The organism is Cedecea sp. FDAARGOS_727, assembly GCF_012273235.1.
GTDB classification, from domain to species: Bacteria; Pseudomonadota; Gammaproteobacteria; order Enterobacterales; family Enterobacteriaceae; genus Cedecea; species Cedecea davisae.
Genome location: NZ_CP050966.1, coordinates 2,864,583 through 2,885,013, shown reverse-complemented (window position 1 = coordinate 2,885,013; position 20,431 = coordinate 2,864,583). Strand labels below are relative to the sequence as shown.

The window sequence follows — 20,431 nt, the reverse complement described above, 5'->3', positions numbered from 1 at the left end:
GAGAATCATTATGGCGAGTTACTTCATTGGGGTGGACGTTGGGACGGGAAGCGCCCGGGCGGGCGTGTTTGACCTGAACGGCAGAATGGTGGGCGAGGCAAGCCGGAGCATCGAAATTTACCGCCCGCAGGCTGATTTTGTTGAGCAATCCTCAGACAACATCTGGCAGGCGGTCTGTAATGCAGTACGCGACGCGGTGAACCAGGCGGACATCAACCCGATTCAGGTTAAAGGCCTTGGCTTCGACGCCACCTGTTCGCTGGTGGTGCTGGATAAAGAAGGTAAACCGCTGACCGTTAGCCCGTCCGGGCGCAGCGAGCAGAACATCATCGTCTGGATGGATCACCGCGCGATCGCCCAGGCCGATCGCATTAATGCCCTGCACCACCGGGTGCTGGACTACGTTGGCGGCATTATCTCGCCGGAAATGCAGACGCCGAAGCTACTGTGGCTGAAGCAGCATATGCCGAACAGCTGGTCGAATGCCGGTTACTATTTTGACCTGCCGGACTTTCTGACCTGGCGAGCCACCGGGGACGACACCCGCTCGCTCTGCTCGACGGTCTGCAAATGGACCTATATGGGCCACGAAGATAAATGGGACAGCAGCTATTTCCGCCAGATCGGGCTGGAAGACCTGCTGGAGCACGATGCGGAAAAAATCGGCCGCTACGTCAAAACCATGGGTGAGCCGCTGGGCCACGGTCTGACCCAGCGCGCCGCCAGCGAAATGGGCCTGATTGCCGGAACCGCCGTCAGCGTATCGATTATTGATGCCCACGCGGGCACGCTCGGCACGCTGGGCGCCTGCGGCGTAACGGGTGAAGTGGCTGATTTTGACCGCCGTGTCGCGCTGATTGGCGGAACGTCAACCGGCCATATGGCTATCTCAAAAGAGGCGCGTTTTATCAACGGCGTCTGGGGGCCTTACTATTCGGCGGTGCTGCCCGGCTACTGGCTTAACGAAGGCGGCCAGTCGGCTACCGGGGCGCTTATCGACCATATTATTCAGTCGCACCCTTGCTATGACGCAATGCAGGCGCAGGCCAAAGCCCAGGGGCATACCATTTATGAGCAGCTGAACGCCCTGCTGCGGAAAATGGCCGGAGAGCCGGAGAACATCGCCTTTCTGACCCGCGATATGCATATTCTGCCCTACTTCCACGGCAACCGTTCGCCGCGCGCCAACCCAACGCTGACCGGCGTTATCAGCGGGCTTAAGCTTTCCCGCACGCCGGAGGATATGGCGCTTCAGTATCTGGCAACCATTCAGGCCATCGCGCTCGGCACGCGCCATATTATTGAGACCATGAACCAAAGCGGTTACACCATCGACACCATTATGGCGAGCGGCGGCGGCACTAAAAACCCAATTTTCGTCCAGGAACATGCCAACGCGACCGGGTGCGCCATGTTACTGCCGGAAGAGAGCGAGGCCATGCTGCTGGGCAGCGCCATGATGGGCACCGTGGCTGCGGGCGTGTTCGACTCGTTCCCTGAAGCCATGTCGGTGATGAGCCGCATCGGCAAAACGGTTACGCCGCAGACCAACCGCATCAAGCAATATTACGACCGCAAATATAAGGTGTTCCACGAGATGTATCTCGACCATATGAAATACCGCCAGCTGATGCAGGAGGAAGCATGAGCGAGTCCTGGCAGCAGGCAACCCAGGCCTGGAGCGTTTGCAGCCGGGAGCTGGCGGCTCTGGAGCAGCATCTGAGTGAGCCGCTATGGCAGGCTTTGCTGGCGGAAATCAGAAACTGCAAAGGCAAGATAGTGGTCACCGGCGTCGGCACGTCCGGCATTGCGGCGCGAAAAATTGCCCATATGCTGGCCTGCGTTGAGCGCCCGGCTATTTACCTCAACGCCACCGACGCGGCCCACGGCGATCTCGGGTTTTTACGTGAAGATGACCTGATGATAATGCTTTCCCGCGGCGGGAATTCAGACGAGCTGACCCGCCTATTGCCGGGGCTGGCTTCCAGAAATGTGCCGCTTGTTAGCGTGACCGAAAATCCGGGTTCAGCTATAGCCAAAGCGTCCAGGCTGGTTATCTCCACCGGGGTAAAGAACGAAATGGATCCGCTTAACATGCTGGCGACGACCTCGATTATTCTGGTGCTGGCCATTTTTGATGCGGCCTGCGCCTGCCTGATGAGCGAGAGCGGCTATTCGAAGGAGAGGTTGCTGGCGGTGCATCCCGGCGGAGACGTCGGGCTGACGCTGCGAAAGCAGCAGTAAATAAAAAAGGCTTCCCGAAGGAAGCCTTTTCTCAATCCAGTTTAGCGATTACGCGTAAACCGGGAAACGAGCGCAGATATCCAGCACTTTCTGTTTGGTGCGTTCAATCACGGCTTCGTCGTTGATGCTGTCCAGGATGTCACACATCCAGCCAGCCAGCTCTTTCACTTCCGCTTCTTTGAAGCCGCGGCGGGTGACGGACGGGCTGCCGATACGGATACCGGAGGTCACAAACGGGCTCTTAGGATCGTTCGGCACGCTGTTTTTGTTCACGGTGATGTTGGCGCGGCCCAGGGCAGCGTCAGCTTCTTTACCGGTCAGGTTTTTATCAACCAGATCCAGCAGGAACAGGTGGTTTTCAGTGCCGCCGGAGACCACTTTGTAGCCACGGTCGAGGAACACTTCAACCATAGCTTTAGCGTTCTTAGCAACCTGCTGCTGGTAAACTTTGAACTCTGGCTCCATCGCTTCTTTCAGCGCTACGGCTTTCGCCGCGATAACGTGCATCAGTGGGCCGCCCTGCGCGCTTGGGAATACGGCAGAGTTCAGTTTTTTGTAGAGATCTTCGTCGCCGCCCTTCGCCAGGATCAGGCCACCGCGTGGACCCGCCAGGGTTTTGTGGGTGGTCGTGGTCACAACGTGAGCGTGTGGAACCGGGTTCGGATAAACGTCTGCGGCGATCAGACCCGCAACGTGCGCCATGTCAACGAACAGGTAAGCACCGATGCTGTCTGCGATTTCACGCATTTTTGCCCAGTCAACAATGCCGGAATAAGCCGAGAAGCCGCCGATGATCATCTTCGGTTTGTGCTCTTTAGCCTGCTTCGCCATGTCTTCGTAGTCAATTTTACCGGACTCATCAATACCGTAAGGGATGATGTTGTACAGCTTGCCGGAGAAGTTAACCGGGGAGCCGTGAGTCAGGTGGCCGCCCTGCGCCAGGTTCATACCCAGAACGGTATCGCCCGGTTGCAGCAGCGCGGTGTACACCGCGAAGTTAGCCTGGGAGCCAGAGTGCGGCTGTACGTTGGCGTAATCGGCGCCAAACAGCTTTTTCGCACGGTCAATGGCCAGTTGCTCAACGATATCAACGTATTCGCAGCCGCCGTAGTAACGTTTACCCGGATAGCCTTCAGCGTACTTGTTGGTCAGCTGAGAACCCTGCGCCTGCATAACGCGCGGGCTGGTGTAGTTTTCGGAGGCGATCAGTTCAATGTGCTCTTCCTGACGTACTTTTTCTTGCTCCATGGCCTGCCACAATTCTGGATCGTAATCGGCAATGTTCATTTCACGCTTTAACATTCGCATCTCCTGACTCAGCTAACGGTAAAAATTTTTACGGCAATGAGGGTGCCCTTTTGGGCGACGGGCAACAGTGTAAACCGAAACCCTTCCCGGTGATAGGGCTTGATTGAGGTTTTTACGCAAACGATTACTCATGCATGAGATAAGGGTTTCAGGCAATAAAATAAGCGCCATTTAGCCGGATATTTCTTCATCAGCAAGATGCGCATTTTTCATGTTCTGTGACGCCAGTCGTTAACAACGATAACCCATTTACAACATAGGTCTATTTCTATAACATGCATTTTAAATACACTTTATAAATCCCGCTGTTTATGGAGAACGCCATGCTAGATGCACAAACCATCGCCGTTGTTAAATCTACTATCCCATTGCTGGCCGCAACCGGGCCGAAACTTACCGCACATTTTTACGACCGGATGTTCAGCCATAACCCGGAGCTGAAAGAGATTTTTAACATGAGCAACCAGCGCAACGGCGACCAGCGTGAAGCGCTGTTCAACGCTATTTGCGCCTACGCTGCAAATATTGAGAATCTTGCCACCCTGCTGCCTGCGGTAGAAAAAATCGCCCAGAAGCACACCACATTCCAGATTAAACCTGAGCAATACGACATTGTTGGCGGCCACCTGCTGGCAACGCTGGACGAGCTGTTCAGCCCGGGCCAGGAAGTGCTGGACGCTTGGGGCAAAGCTTACGGCGTGCTGGCCGGGGTGTTTATTACCCGCGAGTCAGAAATTTATCAGGATAACGCCGCTAAAAAAGGCGGCTGGGAAGGCACTCGTCCGTTTACCATCGTGGCTAAGGAGCCGCAAAGCTCGCTTATCACCAGCTTTGAGCTGGCTCCGGTAGACGGCGGCCTCGTGGCGGACTATCAACCGGGCCAGTATCTGGGCATCTGGCTGAAGCCGGAAGGTTTCCCGCATCAGGAAATTCGCCAGTATTCATTAACCCGCCAGCCGAACGGTAAAAGTTATCGCATCGCCGTTAAGCGCGAAGACAAAGGCATGGTTTCTAACTGGCTGCACAATCATGCTCAGCCCGGCGATAAAGTTCATCTGGCTGCCCCGGCCGGTGATTTCTTTATGAGCGTGGAGAGCGGCACGCCGGTGACGCTGATTTCCGCGGGTGTGGGCCAAACGCCTATGCTGGCAATGCTCGACACGCTGGCGGGTAGCGGCCATCAGGCGCAGGTTAACTGGCTGCATGCCGCCGAACATGGCGACGTACATGCTTTTAGCGACGAGGTAGCGGCGCTGGGTGCAAAACTGCCACGTTTTGAAAGCCACGTTTGGTATCGCGTGCCGTCGGATAAAGACCGCGAACAGGCCCGTTTTACCCGCGAAGGCTTAATGGATTTGCTGGCCGAGGAAGGAAAACTAAGCGACCCGGCAATGCAGTTTTACCTATGCGGCCCGATCAACTTTATGCGTTTTGCCGCTGAACAGCTGGTGAAAATTGGCGTGGATAAAGACCGCATTCACTATGAATGTTTTGGCCCGCATAAAGTGATGTAACCCTACCCTTACAGTCCCCTCTCCCCAAAGGGGCGAGGGGGCAAAGGACAGGACCTGTCCAGGAGTGAGGGTAAAAATCTACATCAAATCGCCGCGTCGTCTTCTTCGCCGGTACGAATACGCACCACGCGCGCCACGTCGAACACAAAAATCTTACCGTCGCCAATTTTACCGGTCTGCGCGGTACGGATAATGGTGTCGACGCAGGTATCGACGATATCGTCGGTGACCACGATTTCAATTTTTACTTTCGGCAGGAAGTCCACCATATACTCGGCACCGCGGTACAGCTCGGTGTGCCCTTTCTGACGGCCAAAGCCTTTAACTTCGGTTACCGTCATGCCGGTAATGCCAACTTCAGCCAGCGCTTCACGTACATCGTCCAGTTTGAACGGTTTAATAATCGCATCAATTTTTTTCATGGTATTACTGGTTTCCCCGCGCCGGTCTTATCGTGTTAGTAATCGGTTGCTCACACTATCACAGCCTACTCTTTAAAGTCATTGGCCTCTAGTTCATGCCTGGCCAGTAATTTATAAAATTCGGTCCGGTTACGGCCTGCCATTCTCGCCGCATGGGTCACGTTGCCCCTGGTGATTTGCAGCAGCTTACGCAGATAGTTTAGCTCGAACTGGTTACGCGCCTCGACAAAGGTCGGGAGCGCGGTGTTTTCGCCTTCCAGCGCCTGTTCCACCAGCGCTTCGCTGATGACGGGAGCCGAGGTCAGCGCCACGCACTGCTCAATCACGTTGACCAGCTGGCGCACGTTACCGGGCCAGCTTGCCGCCATCAGGCGCTTCATCGCATCGGTGGAAAAACTGCGAACAAACGGCTTATGTCTGTCCGCCGACTGGCGCAATAGATGGTTAGCCAGCAGCGGGATGTCTTCCCCACGCTCGTGCAGCGCCGGTATTTTCAGGTTCACCACGTTCAGGCGGTAGAACAAATCTTCACGGAATTCGCCGCGTTCCATCGCCTTCGGCAAATCACGGTGGGTTGCAGAAATAATTCGCACGTCGATATCCAGGTCGCGGTTGCTGCCCAGCGGGCGAACCTTGCGCTCCTGTAGAACGCGCAGCAGTTTGACCTGCAGCGGGATCGGCATATCGCCAATTTCGTCGAGGAACAGCGTACCGCCTTCAGCAGCCTGGAACAGCCCTTCACGGCTGCTGACCGCGCCGGTAAAGGCGCCACGGGCATGGCCGAAAAGCTCGGACTCCAGTAATTGCTCCGGCAGCGCTCCGCAGTTGATCGCGATAAAGGCTTTTTTGCTGCGCGGGCTGGCATTGTGTATTGCCTGGGCGAGGATCTCTTTCCCGGTGCCGCTCTGGCCGTTAATCAGCACGCTAACGTCGGACTGCGCCACCATGCGCGCCTGCTCCAGCAGCCGCTGCATTATCGGGCTGCGGGTGACGATGGTGTCGCGCCACATGTCATCCCCGGCGATGACCGTGTGCTCCAGAGCATTGTCTATCGCCTGGTAAAGCGCGTCTTTATCCACCGGTTTGGTGAGGAAGCTGAACACGCCCTGCTGCGTGGCGGCTACTGCGTCAGGAATCGAACCGTGAGCGGTGAGAATGATAACCGGCATACCGGGCTGCCCCTTTTGGATCTCCGCGAACAGCGCCATGCCGTCCATTTCGTCCATCCTCAGGTCGCTTATCACCAGGTCTATTTTTTCACGCCCCAGTACTTTCAGGCCTTCGGCTCCGCTTTCAGCGGTTGTAACGGTGTAGCCCTCGCTGGAAAGGCGCATGCCCAGAAGCTTTAACAGGCCGGGGTCGTCGTCCACCAGCAATAAGCGCGCGGGTTTCCTCTGCGTCATGGTTTTGCCTCCTGCTGCGGTTTGTCTGTTGCGCTGCTGCCGTCGTCATTGTCATCGTTGCTGTGAGTGTCCGGCGCGAGGCTGCTACCCGGCTTGCGGCTGGAAAGCTGACGTTCTATGTCGGTCAGATTTTCCAGCTTGCGGGTGGTCAGGTCCAGCTGGCCTCGCAGGCGCTGCTGCTGCTCGCGCAGCGTATCCAGTTCGCCGTCGGTGGACTGTTGCAGCTTGCTGTAGCGGGTGCGCTCATCGGAAAGCTTCAGCAATGAGGACTGACCGTCGCGCCAGATTTCATACAAGGAACGAACCTGGAGCGGCACTTCGTGAGTCATTGTGTCGAGCTGCGTCATATAACGACGGCGTTCGGTGGGGGTAATTTTCGCGGTTGAAAGCAGGATGCCGCGCTTAAAGGTATCCTGCCAGGTTTCCGCAGGCCAACGCCGGGCTTCGGCTCGCGCTTCAGCCGGAGGCAGACGCTGGGCACAATCCATGCCACGCAGCCAATAAAGCGGGTTGGTAATGACATCATGCCCCGTCAGTTCCCAGATTTCACTGCAATCCGTGGACAGGTAGTCGGGGATTTGTTGTTCCGGGATATGCGCATTGTGAACCTCGTCGTGGCTGTTCGACACCTTCGCCGGGGCACATCCGGTTAATAATGCCGCACCTGCCAGCATGCCGGAAACCCAATAAATAAGGCGAGGCAAAGCCCCGCGGCGCGGCTCACGCAATAAAAGTGTTTTCATCGTTTTAATCATTCTCAGGGAAAACCGGTAATTCGATGCGGAAGCAGACTTCCGCGCTGTTATCGCTAATCAGGTTAAGCTGGCCGTTCATGCGCCGGATACAATCTCTGGCGATGCTCAACCCCAACCCGCTGCCTTTTACCGACCCCTTACGCTGATGGCTGCCCTGGTAGAACGGCTCAAAGATCATTTCGCGCTCCGTCTCGGGGATCGGCTGGCCGGTATTCGCCACTTCGATATAAAGCATCGCTCCTGACTGCGAGCTTCTTAGATAAATGTTACCGGATTCACTCCCATAGTGCACCGCATTGGAGTAGAGATTGTCCAGCACGCTCATCAGCAGCGTCGGTTCGGCAAGGCAGGCTTTAGGGCTGAGATTTAACTCGGTATGCATCATTTTAGCTCGCGCCGGAAGACTGTGAGCGGCAATAACCATTTCCGCTATCGGCCCCACATCAACCCTGTCGAGCGTAACCGCCCCGTCCGCCAGCTTGCGGTTGTAATCCAACAGTTGCTCAATCAATTTTTGTAGATGACGGCTGCTGTTATCGAGGATTTCGACCACTTCTTTTTGGTCGGCATTAAGCGGCCCGGCGACCTGGTCTGCCAGCAGCTCGGTTCCCTCCCGCATACTGGCAAGCGGGGTTTTTAATTCGTGAGAAAGGTGGCGCAAAAATTCGTGCCGCTGGGATTCAAGCCACGCAAGGCGCTCGCTAAGCCAGACAATACGCTGCCCGACCGAGCGCAGCTCTTTTGGCCCCTTGAACACTTCGCTATTGCCGAGCGTTCGTCCCTCACCGAGGCGGTTGATCATCCGCTCAATACCCTTAACCGGGCCGATAATCATACGGGTAAAGATAATCACCAGCCCGAGGCTGAGCAGGAAAAGCACCAGCGCCTGCCAGCCGAAGAACTGCCCGCGTTCGGCAATTTCCTGCTGTAGCTGCTGCCCGCGTGAGAACACGACGGTACGGGTAGCCTGCACCATTTCTGCGTTAGCGGCGGCGAACTGTTCAAGCTGGCCTGCCGCCTGAGCCTCCGGTCCGCTGTTTTTGCACTTCAGCGTAGCGAGGCCGCTCAATGACTGGCCGAGTGATTGATAAAGTTTGGGGTCAGGTAATACCGATGAGTGGGCTTCAAGCATCTGGGCATAGCGCTGCCGCTGCTCCTGGTAAAGCTCCGCCAGGCGAGCATCGTCCAGCACGCAGTATTGTCTGTAGCTGCGTTCCATTTCCAACGCGATATTGGTCATCGCTTCGCTGCGGCGGGCATCAATCAGCGTGGTTCTGTTGGTGAGCGCGGCCTGGGCGCTAAGGGCGTTCAGACTCTGCCACGCCTGCCAGGCGAGGACCAGCAGCGGCACGAGCACCAGTAAAAAGGCCATCATGACGAGCTGGCGCAGAGAGCGCGGGAAAAAATGCCACTGGTTCAATAGCTTCATCTCACATTACCTGTATGACACGATGCTAGCCGCGATTGCGAATGGTTGGAAGGCACGTTTATCAGAAACGACAAAGGCAGGGTAAAAAACCCTGCCTTTGCTGTGAAATTAGGCGGCGCCTTACTCAACGTTTCGCCCGGAGCATGATAAGCCAGAAGGCATTTATCAAAAGTCGGACGGCAGGCACCTTTTTGTGCGTCATTCGGCGGTTTATGTAGTCTGTCTGAAAAGACGCTGACATAAGAAATTGAATGAGCCACTGGACGTTATATAGCAGTAATTATGCCAACCTGGATAGATGTACATTAATGCATTGTTTTTAAATGCAATTAAAGATTTAAATCGAAGATATATTCTGGTGTTTTTTTCACCTCAATGTCGCCAATCCACAACACCTTAATGATTGATTTTTTATAGCATTTAAAATCAACAAGTTAAATGTCTCCAATTGGAGACACGATAAAAGCAGAGGTGTCGGGATTTAGTGACAAAAAAAGCCCCTCACCCTAACCCTCTCCCCAAAGGGGCGAGGGAACTGGATCGGAGCTTTTGCTTGGTACCTGCCTCACAAAAGGAGGGAACTGGATCGGAGCTTTAGTTTGTTCCCCTTCTTTTCCCCCTCTCCCTTTAAGGGAGAGGGTCGGGGTGAGGGTAATCAGCCCAGTTGCTTACGCGCATTGCGGAAAATACGCATCCACGGGCTATCTTCGCCCCACTCAGCCGGATGCCAGGAGTTGCTCACGGTGCGGAAAACGCGCTCAGGGTGCGGCATCATAATGGTGACACGCCCGTTTTCGCTGCTTACCGCGGTTATCCCGTTTGGCGAGCCGTTCGGGTTTGCCGGGTAGGTTTCGGTCGCGTTGCCGAAGTTGTCCACAAAGCGCAGCGCTACCAGGCCTTTGCTCTCCAGCGCGGCCAGATGCGCGGCATCACGAACCTCCACATGCCCCTCACCGTGAGAAACGGCAATCGGCATATGGGAACCGGCCATGCCCTGCAACAGCAGCGACGGGCTGGAAGTGACTTCTACCAGGCTGAAACGCGCCTCGAAGCGGTCCGAGAGGTTGCGTACAAAGCGAGGCCAGAGGCTGCTGCCCGGGATCAGCTCACGCAGGTTGGACATCATCTGGCAGCCGTTACACACGCCCAGCGCCAGGGTTTCCGGACGGTGGAAGAAGGTTTCAAACTCGTCGCGAACGCGCTGGTTAAACAGAATGGACTTCGCCCAGCCTTCACCCGCGCCCAGCACGTCTCCGTAAGAGAAGCCGCCGCACGCTACCAGCGTATGGAAGTCCTCAAGGCCGGTACGGCCGGCCAGCAGGTCGCTCATATGAACGTCGATGGCGTCGAAGCCCGCGCGATGGAAGGCGGCAGCCATCTCAACGTGGGAGTTAACGCCCTGCTCGCGCAGAATCGCGACTTTAGGCCGTGCGCCGGTGGCGATGTACGGTGCAGCGATGTCTTCTTTAATATCGAAGCTCAGCTTCACGTTCAGGCCAGGATCGTTTTCATTCGCCTTGGCTTTATGTTCTTCATCCGCGCAGTCCGGGTTATCACGCAGGCGCTGCATCTGCCAGGTTGTTTCCGCCCACCACATACGCAGCCTGCTGCGGCTTTCGCTAAACACCGCATGGCCGTCGGCACTAATGTTGAAGCGGTCACCCGCAACGGCTTTGCCGAGGTAATGCACGCAGTTTGCCAGGCCGTTCTCCGCCAGCAACGCTTCCACCGCCGCGCGATCTTCGGCGCGAACCTGGATAACCCCGCCCAGTTCTTCATTGAACAGCGCGGCCAGACGGTCCGCACCCAGGCTCGCGATATCAACATCCACGCCGCAGTGGCCGGTAAAGGCCATTTCAGCCAGCGTAACCAGCAGGCCACCGTCTGAGCGGTCGTGCCAGGCCAGCAGTTTGCGTTCGGCTACCAGCGCCTGCATCGCACTCCAGAAGCCTTTCAGTTGCTCAACGCTGCGAACATCAGCAGGTTTATCACCCAGTTGGCGGTAAACCTGGGCCAGCGCGGTTGCGCCCAGAGCATTGTGGCCAGCGCCTAAGTCGATCAGCAGCAGAGCGTTGTCTTCGGTGCTCAACTGAGGAGTCACGGTAGCCCGCACGTCTTCCACGCGGGCAAAGGCGGTAATAACTAGCGACAGCGGAGAGGTCATCTCGCGCTGCTCGTTACCTTCCTGCCAGCGGGTTTTCATCGACATAGAGTCTTTACCCACCGGAATAGTGATACCCAGCGCCGGGCAAAGCTCTTCGCCTACGGCTTTAACGGCTTCATACAGGCCAGCATCTTCGCCAGGGTGGCCTGCGGCGGCCATCCAGTTGGCGGACAGTTTAATGCGTTTCAGGGAACCGATTTGGGTCGCTGCGATGTTGGTCAGCGCTTCGCCAACCGCCAGGCGGGCGGAGGCGGCAAAGTCCAGCAGAGCCACAGGAGCACGTTCGCCGAGAGACATTGCCTCACCGTAGTAGCTGTCGAGGCTGGCGGTAGTCACCGCGCAGTTCGCGACAGGAATCTGCCACGGGCCAACCATCTGGTCACGGGAAACCATGCCGGTAACGGTGCGGTCGCCAATGGTAACCAGGAAGGTTTTTTCCGCCACGGTTGGCAGGTGCAGCACGCGGTTTACCGCGTCGGCAATGGAAATGGCGCTGCTATCGAAGGCATCACCCTTCGCTTTTAGCGTCTCAACGTTACGCTCCATTTTCGGCGTTTTACCCAGCAGCACGTCCAGCGGCATGTCGATTGGCTGGTTGTCGAAATGGCTATCGTTGAGGGTCAGATGCTGTTCGGTTGTGGCTTCGCCGATAACCGCATAAGGCGCACGTTCGCGGCGGCACAGTTCATCGAACAATGGCAGTTGTTCAGGCGCAACGGCCAGCACATAACGTTCCTGGGATTCGTTACACCAGACTTCCAGCGGGCTCATGCCCGGCTCGTCGTTAAGGATGTCACGCAGTTCAAAGCGGCCGCCGCGACCGCCGTCGCTCACCAGTTCCGGCATGGCGTTAGACAAGCCGCCCGCGCCCACATCGTGGATGAAGAGAATCGGGTTGTCTTCACCCAGCTGCCAGCAGCGGTCGATAACTTCCTGGCAACGACGCTCCATTTCCGGGTTGTCGCGCTGTACGGAGGCAAAGTCCAGATCCGCGTCGGACTGGCCGGATGCCATAGAAGAAGCCGCCCCGCCGCCGAGGCCGATATTCATTGCCGGGCCGCCGAGGACGATAAGTTTGGCGCCCGGAGTGATTTCACCTTTCTGAACGTGGTCGGCGCGGATATTGCCGATGCCGCCAGCCAGCATGATAGGTTTGTGGTAGCCACGCAGCTCCACGCCGTTATGGCTGTTGACCTGCTCTTCGTAGGTACGGAAGTAGCCGGTCAGCGCCGGGCGACCGAATTCGTTATTAAACGCGGCTCCGCCAAGCGGGCCTTCGGTCATAATATCCAGCGCGGTGACGATACGGTCAGGTTTGCCAAAATCCTGCTCCCACGGCTGTTCAAAGCCGGGAATACGCAGGTTAGATACGGAGAAGCCCACCAGACCTGCTTTCGGTTTAGCGCCGCGCCCTGTTGCGCCTTCATCGCGGATTTCGCCGCCGGAGCCGGTTGCGGCCCCCGGCCATGGAGAAATGGCGGTCGGGTGGTTGTGGGTTTCTACCTTCATCAGGATATGCGCTTCTTCCTGATGGAAGTCGTAGCGCCCTGCTTCGCGGTCGGCAAAGAAGCGGCCAACGGCGGAACCTTCCATTACCGCGGCGTTGTCTTTATAGGCGGACAGCACGTAATCCGGCGTTTTCTCGAAGGTGTTTTTGATCATCTTAAACAGCGATTTCGGCTGTTTTTCGCCGTCGATAACCCAATCGGCGTTAAAGATTTTGTGACGACAGTGCTCGGAGTTCGCCTGAGCAAACATATAAAGCTCGATGTCGTTCGGATTGCGGCCAAGTTTGTTGAACGCAGCCTGTAAATAGTCGATTTCGTCTTCCGCCAGCGCCAGGCCAAGGCGTAGGTTAGCCTCCACCAGCGCTTTACGCCCCTGCCCCAGCAGGTCAACGCTCTGAACCGGAGCCGGCTGATGTTGGGCGAACAGCTGTTGCGCGTCGTCCAGAGAACCGAATACGCTCTCCATCATGCGGTCGTGCAGCAGAGCGGCAACATCCTGCCACTGTGCGGCGGTCAGCGTGCTGCCGGTAACATACCAGGCCACGCCGCGCTCGAGGCGTTTTACCTGAGGCAAGTCACAGTTATGGGCGATGTCGGTCGCTTTAGAAGACCACGGGGAGATAGTGCCCGGGCGTGGCGTAACCAGCAGCAGGGTGCCGGTCGGCGCGTGTTCTGCGAGGGTTGGGCCATACTTCAACAGCCGTTGCAGACGCGCGAGCTCATCAGAGTTCAGCGGCGCATCGAGGTCGGCAAAATGAACATACTCGGCATAAATATCGCTTACCGGAAGGTTAGCATCGTTAAAACGGGCCAGGAGTTTGTTGATACGAAATGCCGAAAGAGCAGGCGAACCACGCAGAATTTCCATCATTAAAGATCTCTCGTCTTCAGGGCGAAGGGGGGAAAACGGGCGGTATTATAGTGAATCCTCCGTCTTGACGAAACCGTTTGCGTATAAATAACAGCAGAAGTTTTTATCGTGCAAAAACTAAACGATATATTCTTAAAAGTTGCTTACTGGCGTTTTCTTACGCAAAATGCGCCTCATCAACACACGAGGTTCATATAAATCATGTTTATTGTTGGCTGAGACTTAACCCGCTGCAGAATGTTATCTATTTGAAAAGAATAAAGATTAATTATCTGCTTATCGGTATCGTCACCTTGTTGCTGGCAGTGGCATTATGGCCCTCCATTCCAGGTTTCAATCAGACCGAAAACCGCATCGCCGCGATTAAAGCGCGGGGGGTTTTGCGCGTCAGTACAATCTCATCTCCGCTGACCTATACATTGATTAACGGTAAGGCATCCGGGCTGGATTATGAGCTGGCGAGCCAGTTTGCCGATTACCTGGGCGTAAAGCTCAAAATTACCGTACGCCCGGATATCAACGTGCTGTTTGATGACCTGGACAACGATAAAGCCGACCTGCTTGCCGCCGGACTGGTGTACAACTCGCGCCGCAGCAGCAATTACCAGGCAGGGCCTACTTATTATTCCGTCTCTCAGCAAATGGTGTATCGCGTGGGCAGCCCGCGCCCAAAAACGCTGGCTGGCGTGAAGGACAATCAGCTGGTGCTCTCTTCGGGCCAGGCCGTGGTAAGCGATCTTCAGAAACTGAAAGAAAGCCAGTATCCTGACCTTAGCTGGAGCATTGCGGCCAAACAGACCAGCAACCAGCTGTTGCAGCAGGTCGTTGACGGCACCATCGCTTTTACTATTTCTGACTCCATCGCCATCAGTATTTTCCAGCGCGTCCATCCGCAGCTGGCCGTTGCGCTGGACGTTACCGACGAACAACCCGTCACCTGGTTTTCAACCCGCGACAGCGACGACAGCATGAGCGCCGCCCTGCTCGATTTTTATAATCAAATCAGCAGCGACGGCACGCTGGCGCGGCTTGAGGAAAAATACCTCGGCCACGTCGGCGATTTTGATTATGTCGATACCCGTACTTTCCTTAACGCGGTGGACTCCGTCTTGCCAGACCTGCAGCCGCTATTTGAAAAGTACGCCGACGAAATAGACTGGCCTCTGCTGGCGGCAATCTCTTACCAGGAATCACACTGGGACACCCACGCCACTTCGCCGACCGGGGTGCGCGGCTTAATGATGCTGACCAAAAATACCGCCCAAAGCCTCGGTATCACCGACCGACTGGATGCTGAGCAGAGCATAAGCGGCGGCAGCCGGTATTTGAAAGATATGATGAGCAAAGTGCCGGACACGGTGCCTGAATATGAACGCATCTGGTTTGCGCTGGCGGCCTACAACATGGGCTATGCCCATATGCTCGATGCCCGTCAGCTGACGGCGAAGCAAAAAGGCAACCCGGACAGCTGGGCGGATGTTAAAACCCGCCTGCCCCTGCTGAGCCTGAAGCCTTATTACAGCAAAACGACCTATGGTTATGCTCGTGGACACGAGGCTTATGCGTACGTGGAGAATATCCGCAAGTATCAGTTAAGTCTGGAAGGGTATTTGCAGGAAAAAGAGCGGCAGGCGGCGCAGGAAGAGAAGTTTGCCGAGGCTTACCCGGTGGTGGCCCCGGTGGAGCTGTCTACTCCGCCTTACGGTCCTTTTCCTTTAGGGCCTTTTTCTCAAGACGACGGGCGCGAAAAAAATCACTCAGCATGGCCGAGCACTCTGACGCCAGTACGCCCTCAGTAACCTCAACCTGATGGTTCATACCGGGGTGGCCGAGAACGTCCATCAGCGAGCCAATAGCGCCAGTTTTTGCGTCACGCGCGCCAAACACCAGCCTGCCGATACGACTGTGTACCATCGCGCCCGCGCACATCACGCAGGGTTCGAGAGTGACATAAAGCGTGGTGTCGAGCAGGCGGTAGTTTTGCAACACCAGCCCGCCCTGTCGCAGCGCCATTATCTCGGCGTGTGCGGTAGGATCGTGGCGGCCAATCGGTCGATTCCATCCTTCACCAATCACCTGATTGTTATGTACCAATACCGCGCCAACCGGTACTTCGCCCTCATCCCAGGCGCGCTGTGCCAGCGTTAAAGCATGGCGCATCCAGTGTTCATGGGTAAATTCTGTCTCAGACACAAGGCTCTCCGCGGGATAAGTGGGCGGCGCATTATACACACCGCATACCGGATGCGAAACGACCTCACTCGAGCTGCTGTAGCTGCCCCTGCGGGGTGACGCGCCAGCGATGCTGGCAAAAATAGAGCAACGGGTTGTCCTGGTGGCTGTCGCTGTAGCCACTATAGAGGCACAGCGGAGCGCCAATTTTCTGCTCCAGCTGCACGACTTTTTCGTGGCCGAGGCAGCGCAGCGTTAGCACCCAGCCGCCGTTAGCCCGCGCAATCTGGCTGGCGATAATCTTTACTCTCGGCAGCCACGGCGTATCGAAGTAAACCTGCTCCACCAGCGGCTGCGGCGAGCCGGTTATCAGCCAGACATCGGCATCCGGGCTGCTGAGATAGCCGGTAAGCCGCTGCTGAACGACGGGAAATGCCGTGACCTTATTGCGAAACCAGGCAACGAACTCCTTTTGTAACCGCTGGAGGCGAGCTTCGCTGCGGCCAAAAGTCGCTCCCCACAGCAGCACGCTCATCGGCCAGCGCGCAGCGCTTCCTTTAACCAGCATTCCCACGCCGACTATCGGCAATAACAGCGTAACCAGCAGAATATTCAGCGGCAGCCGCCGCAGAAGATAGATCAGAAAGCTGCCAAACATGTCCTGCTGATGTAAGGTGCCATCCAAATCGAAAAAAACGACGCGGCGCGAGTTGTGGATCGTCAAAGCTGGCTCCTTTAATGTTCTGGTTCCCGATATAGCCCTCGTCAAAGCCTAACAGATAGCGTGGCGCTTTTCCGCGCCCAATCCGCCCGGTGGCCTGGCGGCAGTTGAAAAAAACCAGAATATTTAATTCGGTAACATTGCTCTATAATGGAATTTATAATTCGCTCAGACGCTTATAATGGCGACCTGTCATCGAAATTGCCGTTTCGGAGGTGAAATGAACTGTTTACTGCGCATCAGAAGTCGTTACGCCATGCTGGCCCAGAGTGACCGCAAGCTGGCCGACTTCCTGCTCTCTGAACCCGACCGTGCACGCCATCTTAGCTCTCAGCAGCTGGCGGAGGAAGCCGGTGTCAGTCAGTCCAGCGTAGTAAAATTTGCGCAGAAACTGGGGTTCAAAGGCTTTCCGGCGATGAAGCTCGCGATTAGCGAAGCCTTAGCCAGCGGCCAGAATCCTAACTCCGTGCCGGTACATAACCATATTTTGGGTGACGATCCGCTGCGCCTGGTTGGGGAAAAACTGATCAAAGAGAATATCGCGGCGATGCATGCCACGCTGGATATCAATGCGGAAGAGAAGCTGCTGGCGAGCGTAGCGCTGCTGCGTAACGCGCGGCGCGTGCTGCTGGTGGGAATAGGCGCATCTGGCCTGGTTGCGAAGAATTTTTCGTGGAAGTTGATGAAGATCGGCATTCATGCCGTAGCAGAACAGGATATGCACGCCCTGCTGGCGACGGTACAAGCCATGACGCCGGAAGATGTACTGCTTGCAGTCTCCTACTCTGGTGAGCGCCGCGAAATTAATCTGGCGGCCGATGAAGCCCTGAACGCTGGGGCAAAGATTCTCGCCATTACCGGGTTCACGCCCAATGCGCTACAGCAGCGCGCCAGCCTTTGTCTGTATACCATAGCGGAGGAGCAGGCTACCCGCAGCGCGGCAATTTCCTCCACCAGCGCCCAGATGATGCTCACCGACCTGCTGTTTATGGCTTTGGTGCAGCAGGATCTGGAAAACGCCCCGGAGAGAATTCGCCAGAGCGAGGCTTTGGTTAAGAAGCTGGTTTAGTGGGGCAGAAAAGCCGCCCGCAGGCGGCTGAAACAGGGCTTACAGCCCTTTGCTTTTGAGGCGAGCAACATGCTCGACGAACAATTGAACCGGATCGGTGTTATTAGCCACCACGCCCGCCAGCTGGTTAATGGCGTCAACGTGATCCATTGAATAGTCGGAACCAATCACTTTGCCGAGGTGGCTGCTGTAGCGGCCGACCAGACCGTCGTTCTGGAAGCGCTCATTGGTGAAGAGGATGGAGAAAGCCAGCATCGCGACGTGCAGCGGATCGAGGTTGTTGGCGCCCTGATGCAGCGGGTTGTAGTCGATGATGCCGCTCCAGGAGTAGTAATAGACGCCGTTAACCAGCTCTTTACCCTCGCCGCCCCACTCCGCCGGCAGACCCTGCGGATATTTTTTGTTGAAGGCCGCAACACCCTCGCTGGTTAATGCCTCCAGCGCCTCAATGCCGGACTGCGGCAGGCGCGGAGAACCGGCCAGCGCGGAAAGTAGCTGCCCAAAGGCGGACATCGCCGCATTAGCGATAGACTCCGGTAGGCGGCCCGGCGTCAGCGCAAGACGCACCAGGTCGGCAACTTCAGAGCCGTGGTTTACCCCGTTGACCGAGGTCACAGAGGCAATCAGTTCCGGATGGGTAGCCGCAACGTAACGGCAGGCCAGCGGCCCCTGGCTGTGGCCAATCAGGTTAACTTTCGCCGCACCGGTCTCAGCCTGAACCTTGCGGACAAACTCAAGCAGCTGTTCACCACGTAGTTCGTTGCTGTTTAGCGCGGAAAGCGTGGCGATGTAAACCTTCGCTCCTGCCTTTTCCAGCGCCTCTTTGATGCCATAAAAATAGGGATAGATCCCACCGATTTTGTCGAAACCAAGTAGGCCGTGAACCAGGACGATAGGGAACTTTAAGGATGAAGCTGACATATGAATAACCTCTTTGACGTTGAAATAAAAAAGCCTCGCACGCGAGGCTTATCGAAGGCACTGATTGCGGATGTACTCTTGCAGCCCCGCTAGCTGCTTGTTGCTCGTTTCGATCCGCTCCCTGAGACGGAAATAATCCCGTTGAGCGGCGTCAGTAAGTCCGGGGGAGGCTGCATCATCCAGCCCGGTGGCGCTGGCGGAGCCAGGCATTGTTTTACAGGTGCCGTTGAGCCGCAGCCGCTGACTGCCAGCAGCCACATCACGCTGCAAATTTTCAATCGTGAGGCGGGCATGAGTTAGCTCCTCGCTATAGCGGGCATCCAGTTGGCTGATTTTCTGCTGCCGCGTGCGCAGGTTTTGCAAAGCGGCCTGCTGCTGAGCAAGCTGCTTCAGGGCTTCGTTTGCTTTCTGTTTTTGAGCGCCGTATTGCTGCTGAAAAAACCAACAGCTGACGATAAGCAGGGCAAATGCGGCCGCGAGCATGGTCTTTAATCCTTTCACTTTTTCCCCTCCTGCCAGTTGCAGACCTGGTATTCCACCTCGCGGCGGTTAACCAGCCCCTGCCACTGCCTGCCCCCGGCCAGCGTCCAACTTTTCAGCCCGGCACAAGCCCGCGTGTAGTCACCGGCGTTTAAAGCCCGCAGCAGAGATGAGCGCAGAAAAGCGGCGGTGCCTACGTTGTAGGTAAAGCTAATCAGCGCCGCTTTCTGGTATTCGTTAACGGGAACCTTTATTGCCTGCTCTACTGCGCGAGCGGCGGGCTGCAAATCTCTATCAAGCAGCGTTTTGCATTCAGCGGGGGAATAGGTTTTAGCGGGAGAGATGTCTTTCCCGGTATGCCCGTAGCAAACGGTAAGCACGCCCGCCACGTCGTAGTAAGGCGTATAACGTACGCCCTCAAGCTCGGGCAGCATCACGCTGGCTATCGTCAGAGCGCCCGCCCCCGATAAACCCAAAAGTGCCTTTCTCAGTCCGGGAGAGAGAGCCATTAATTACCTGCCTTTTTCACTACCTCGCTGACTGCCCTAATAATTTCAATCTGCTCGGCTCGGTTAAGGGTATGCAAGTCATCCACCAGCGCCTGGAGGATGCGGGTGCGCTTCTGGTCTTCAAGATGCTGGCGGTGCGCGTCCAGCCTGCCGCCCAGCCACGAAGCCATAGAAATCAGTACGCTAATCAGCCCGAATATCATGTAGACCATATCCTGTGTCGTGATACCCAGACCGGCGGCAAGCGCCGCAAGCCACGCAGAACATTGCGTGACCAGATTCGCTGGTTGGTCATTCATGGGGGTAAACCTTCGGTTGAAGTGTCGAACTACTGGACAAGTAAGGATGAAATGCGGAGTTAAATAAGCGCTATTGATTTGCCGCGCCGGGTTTGCTTCCCGGTCGCGCTCGGTAAACCGGCCTCATTAGTAGGGCCAGCCTGATAAAGTTTTCTTTGTTTCGCATCCAGCTGATTGCGCAGTAGCTGGTAATGCTCCGCCTGCTGGATGATATGCAGGCCGTAAATGTTAATCACCTCCAGCGCCTTATCGGGGCGGCTGCCGGGCTTGCGATTTAAAGTGAGAATGGGTCGCGCATCGGGTTTTGCCCTCACCCCCACCAGAAGCGGGTTTGCGGCTTTCCAGACGGCCTGCTTTGCCTCGCGCCGCTGGCGGCGACGTGTCTGTGCGTCCATACAACCTCCTGTCAATCAACTTTGGTGATACCTTATTGATATCCCAAAGCTTATTGCTTTGGTGTATGCGCCCTTTTTCAGGGCCTGATGTTAAGGAGCGTTCACTTACCTGTGAGTCGGTGCGTCCTGCCGATGAATTGATATTGAACCAAAAGTACGAACCAGTCAAGAACCCAAAGTACGAAATATTTCAAAAAAAACGGATTTAGCAATTAACTATTGATTAATAATAAGATTATTTTTAGAT

At 56.1% G+C, this 20,431-nt stretch carries 18 protein-coding genes; 5 read left to right on the top strand and 13 right to left on the bottom strand.

What is annotated here, in order from left to right; genetic code table 11:
- Positions 1-10: 10 nt before the first annotated feature.
- Both FOC35_RS13735 and FOC35_RS13730 read left to right on the top strand, forming a co-directional pair.
- Positions 11-1,648, top strand: a complete 1,638-nt coding sequence (locus FOC35_RS13735) for an FGGY-family carbohydrate kinase (RefSeq protein ID WP_172569178.1) — start codon at positions 11-13, stop codon at positions 1,646-1,648.
- Positions 1,645-2,244: an SIS domain-containing protein gene (locus FOC35_RS13730; protein WP_172569177.1), complete on the top strand. Its 600-nt coding sequence runs from the start codon at positions 1,645-1,647 to the stop codon at positions 2,242-2,244. Before FOC35_RS13735 ends, FOC35_RS13730 begins: the two co-directional genes overlap by 4 nt.
- Positions 2,245-2,292: 48 nt before the next feature.
- Here FOC35_RS13730 and glyA read toward each other — a convergent pair whose 3' ends face one another.
- Complete coding sequence (gene glyA / locus FOC35_RS13725) at positions 2,293-3,546, bottom strand: serine hydroxymethyltransferase (protein ID WP_172569176.1); 1,254 nt, start codon at positions 3,544-3,546, stop codon at positions 2,293-2,295.
- Positions 3,547-3,875: 329 nt separating this feature from the next.
- On the opposite strand from glyA, the gene hmpA reads away from it, so the two are divergent.
- Positions 3,876-5,066 (top strand): NO-inducible flavohemoprotein, encoded by a 1,191-nt coding sequence (gene hmpA / locus FOC35_RS13720; RefSeq protein ID WP_172569175.1) that lies wholly within the window; start codon positions 3,876-3,878, stop codon positions 5,064-5,066.
- Between the two features lie 83 nt (positions 5,067-5,149).
- On the opposite strand, the gene glnB is transcribed toward hmpA, so the two are convergent.
- The 5 genes from glnB to purL all read right to left on the bottom strand — a co-directional run bounded on the left by glnB (position 5,150) and on the right by purL (position 13,618).
- Complete coding sequence (glnB, locus tag FOC35_RS13715) at positions 5,150-5,488, bottom strand: nitrogen regulatory protein P-II (protein WP_002438074.1); 339 nt, start codon at positions 5,486-5,488, stop codon at positions 5,150-5,152.
- Positions 5,489-5,553: 65 nt separating this feature from the next.
- Positions 5,554-6,891 carry a two-component system response regulator GlrR gene (glrR, locus tag FOC35_RS13710; protein ID WP_016537783.1) on the bottom strand — a complete coding sequence of 446 codons (1,338 nt, stop codon included), beginning with the start codon at positions 6,889-6,891 and terminating at the stop codon, positions 5,554-5,556.
- A complete protein-coding gene (gene qseG, locus FOC35_RS13705) occupies positions 6,888-7,646 on the bottom strand; it encodes a two-component system QseEF-associated lipoprotein QseG (protein WP_172569174.1) in 759 nt (252 codons plus the stop codon). Before qseG ends, glrR begins: the two co-directional genes overlap by 4 nt.
- Positions 7,639-9,075 (bottom strand): sensor histidine kinase, encoded by a 1,437-nt coding sequence (locus tag FOC35_RS13700; RefSeq protein WP_371810693.1) that lies wholly within the window; start codon positions 9,073-9,075, stop codon positions 7,639-7,641. The genes qseG and FOC35_RS13700 overlap by 8 nt, the downstream gene beginning before the upstream one ends.
- A 655-nt stretch (positions 9,076-9,730) precedes the next feature.
- Complete coding sequence (gene purL / locus FOC35_RS13695; RefSeq protein ID WP_172569173.1) at positions 9,731-13,618, bottom strand: phosphoribosylformylglycinamidine synthase; 3,888 nt, start codon at positions 13,616-13,618, stop codon at positions 9,731-9,733.
- A 248-nt stretch (positions 13,619-13,866) separates the two neighbouring features.
- Between purL and mltF the strand changes: the two genes are divergently transcribed.
- Entirely contained in the window at positions 13,867-15,417 is a 1,551-nt protein-coding gene (mltF, locus tag FOC35_RS13690; RefSeq protein WP_016537787.1) for a membrane-bound lytic murein transglycosylase MltF, read from the top strand.
- On the opposite strand, the gene tadA is transcribed toward mltF, so the two are convergent.
- Together tadA and yfhb are read right to left on the bottom strand one after the other, a co-directional pair.
- Positions 15,308-15,811: a tRNA adenosine(34) deaminase TadA gene (gene tadA / locus FOC35_RS13685; protein ID WP_071704108.1), complete on the bottom strand. Its 504-nt coding sequence runs from the start codon at positions 15,809-15,811 to the stop codon at positions 15,308-15,310. The genes mltF and tadA overlap by 110 nt on opposite strands.
- Before the next feature lie 64 nt (positions 15,812-15,875).
- Positions 15,876-16,508 carry a phosphatidylglycerophosphatase C gene (yfhb, locus tag FOC35_RS13680; protein WP_039899392.1) on the bottom strand — a complete coding sequence of 211 codons (633 nt, stop codon included), beginning with the start codon at positions 16,506-16,508 and terminating at the stop codon, positions 15,876-15,878.
- A gap of 223 nt (positions 16,509-16,731) precedes the next feature.
- Between yfhb and FOC35_RS13675 the strand changes: the two genes are divergently transcribed.
- The gene (locus FOC35_RS13675; RefSeq protein WP_039898653.1) at positions 16,732-17,580 is read left to right on the top strand and encodes a MurR/RpiR family transcriptional regulator; all 849 of its coding nucleotides are present in this window, start codon (positions 16,732-16,734) and stop codon (positions 17,578-17,580) included.
- A gap of 39 nt (positions 17,581-17,619) precedes the next feature.
- Here FOC35_RS13675 and FOC35_RS13670 read toward each other — a convergent pair whose 3' ends face one another.
- The 5 genes from FOC35_RS13670 to FOC35_RS13650 are packed head-to-tail and all read right to left on the bottom strand — an operon-like array spanning position 17,620 to position 20,184.
- Positions 17,620-18,501, bottom strand: coding sequence for a triacylglycerol lipase (locus FOC35_RS13670; RefSeq protein WP_016537805.1), 882 nt, complete (start codon positions 18,499-18,501; stop codon positions 17,620-17,622).
- 48 nt (positions 18,502-18,549) lie between these two features.
- Positions 18,550-19,002 (bottom strand): lysis protein, encoded by a 453-nt coding sequence (locus FOC35_RS13665; RefSeq protein WP_172569172.1) that lies wholly within the window; start codon positions 19,000-19,002, stop codon positions 18,550-18,552.
- On the bottom strand, positions 18,999-19,490 hold the full coding sequence (locus FOC35_RS13660) for a lysozyme (protein WP_172569171.1): 492 nt from the start codon (positions 19,488-19,490) through the stop codon (positions 18,999-19,001). Before FOC35_RS13660 ends, FOC35_RS13665 begins: the two co-directional genes overlap by 4 nt.
- Positions 19,490-19,789, bottom strand: coding sequence for a hypothetical protein (locus FOC35_RS13655; RefSeq protein ID WP_172569170.1), 300 nt, complete (start codon positions 19,787-19,789; stop codon positions 19,490-19,492). The genes FOC35_RS13660 and FOC35_RS13655 overlap by 1 nt, the downstream gene beginning before the upstream one ends.
- Positions 19,790-19,848: 59 nt before the next feature.
- Positions 19,849-20,184, bottom strand: coding sequence for an antitermination protein N (locus tag FOC35_RS13650; protein ID WP_172569169.1), 336 nt, complete (start codon positions 20,182-20,184; stop codon positions 19,849-19,851).
- Between the last annotated feature and the right edge of the window lie 247 nt (positions 20,185-20,431).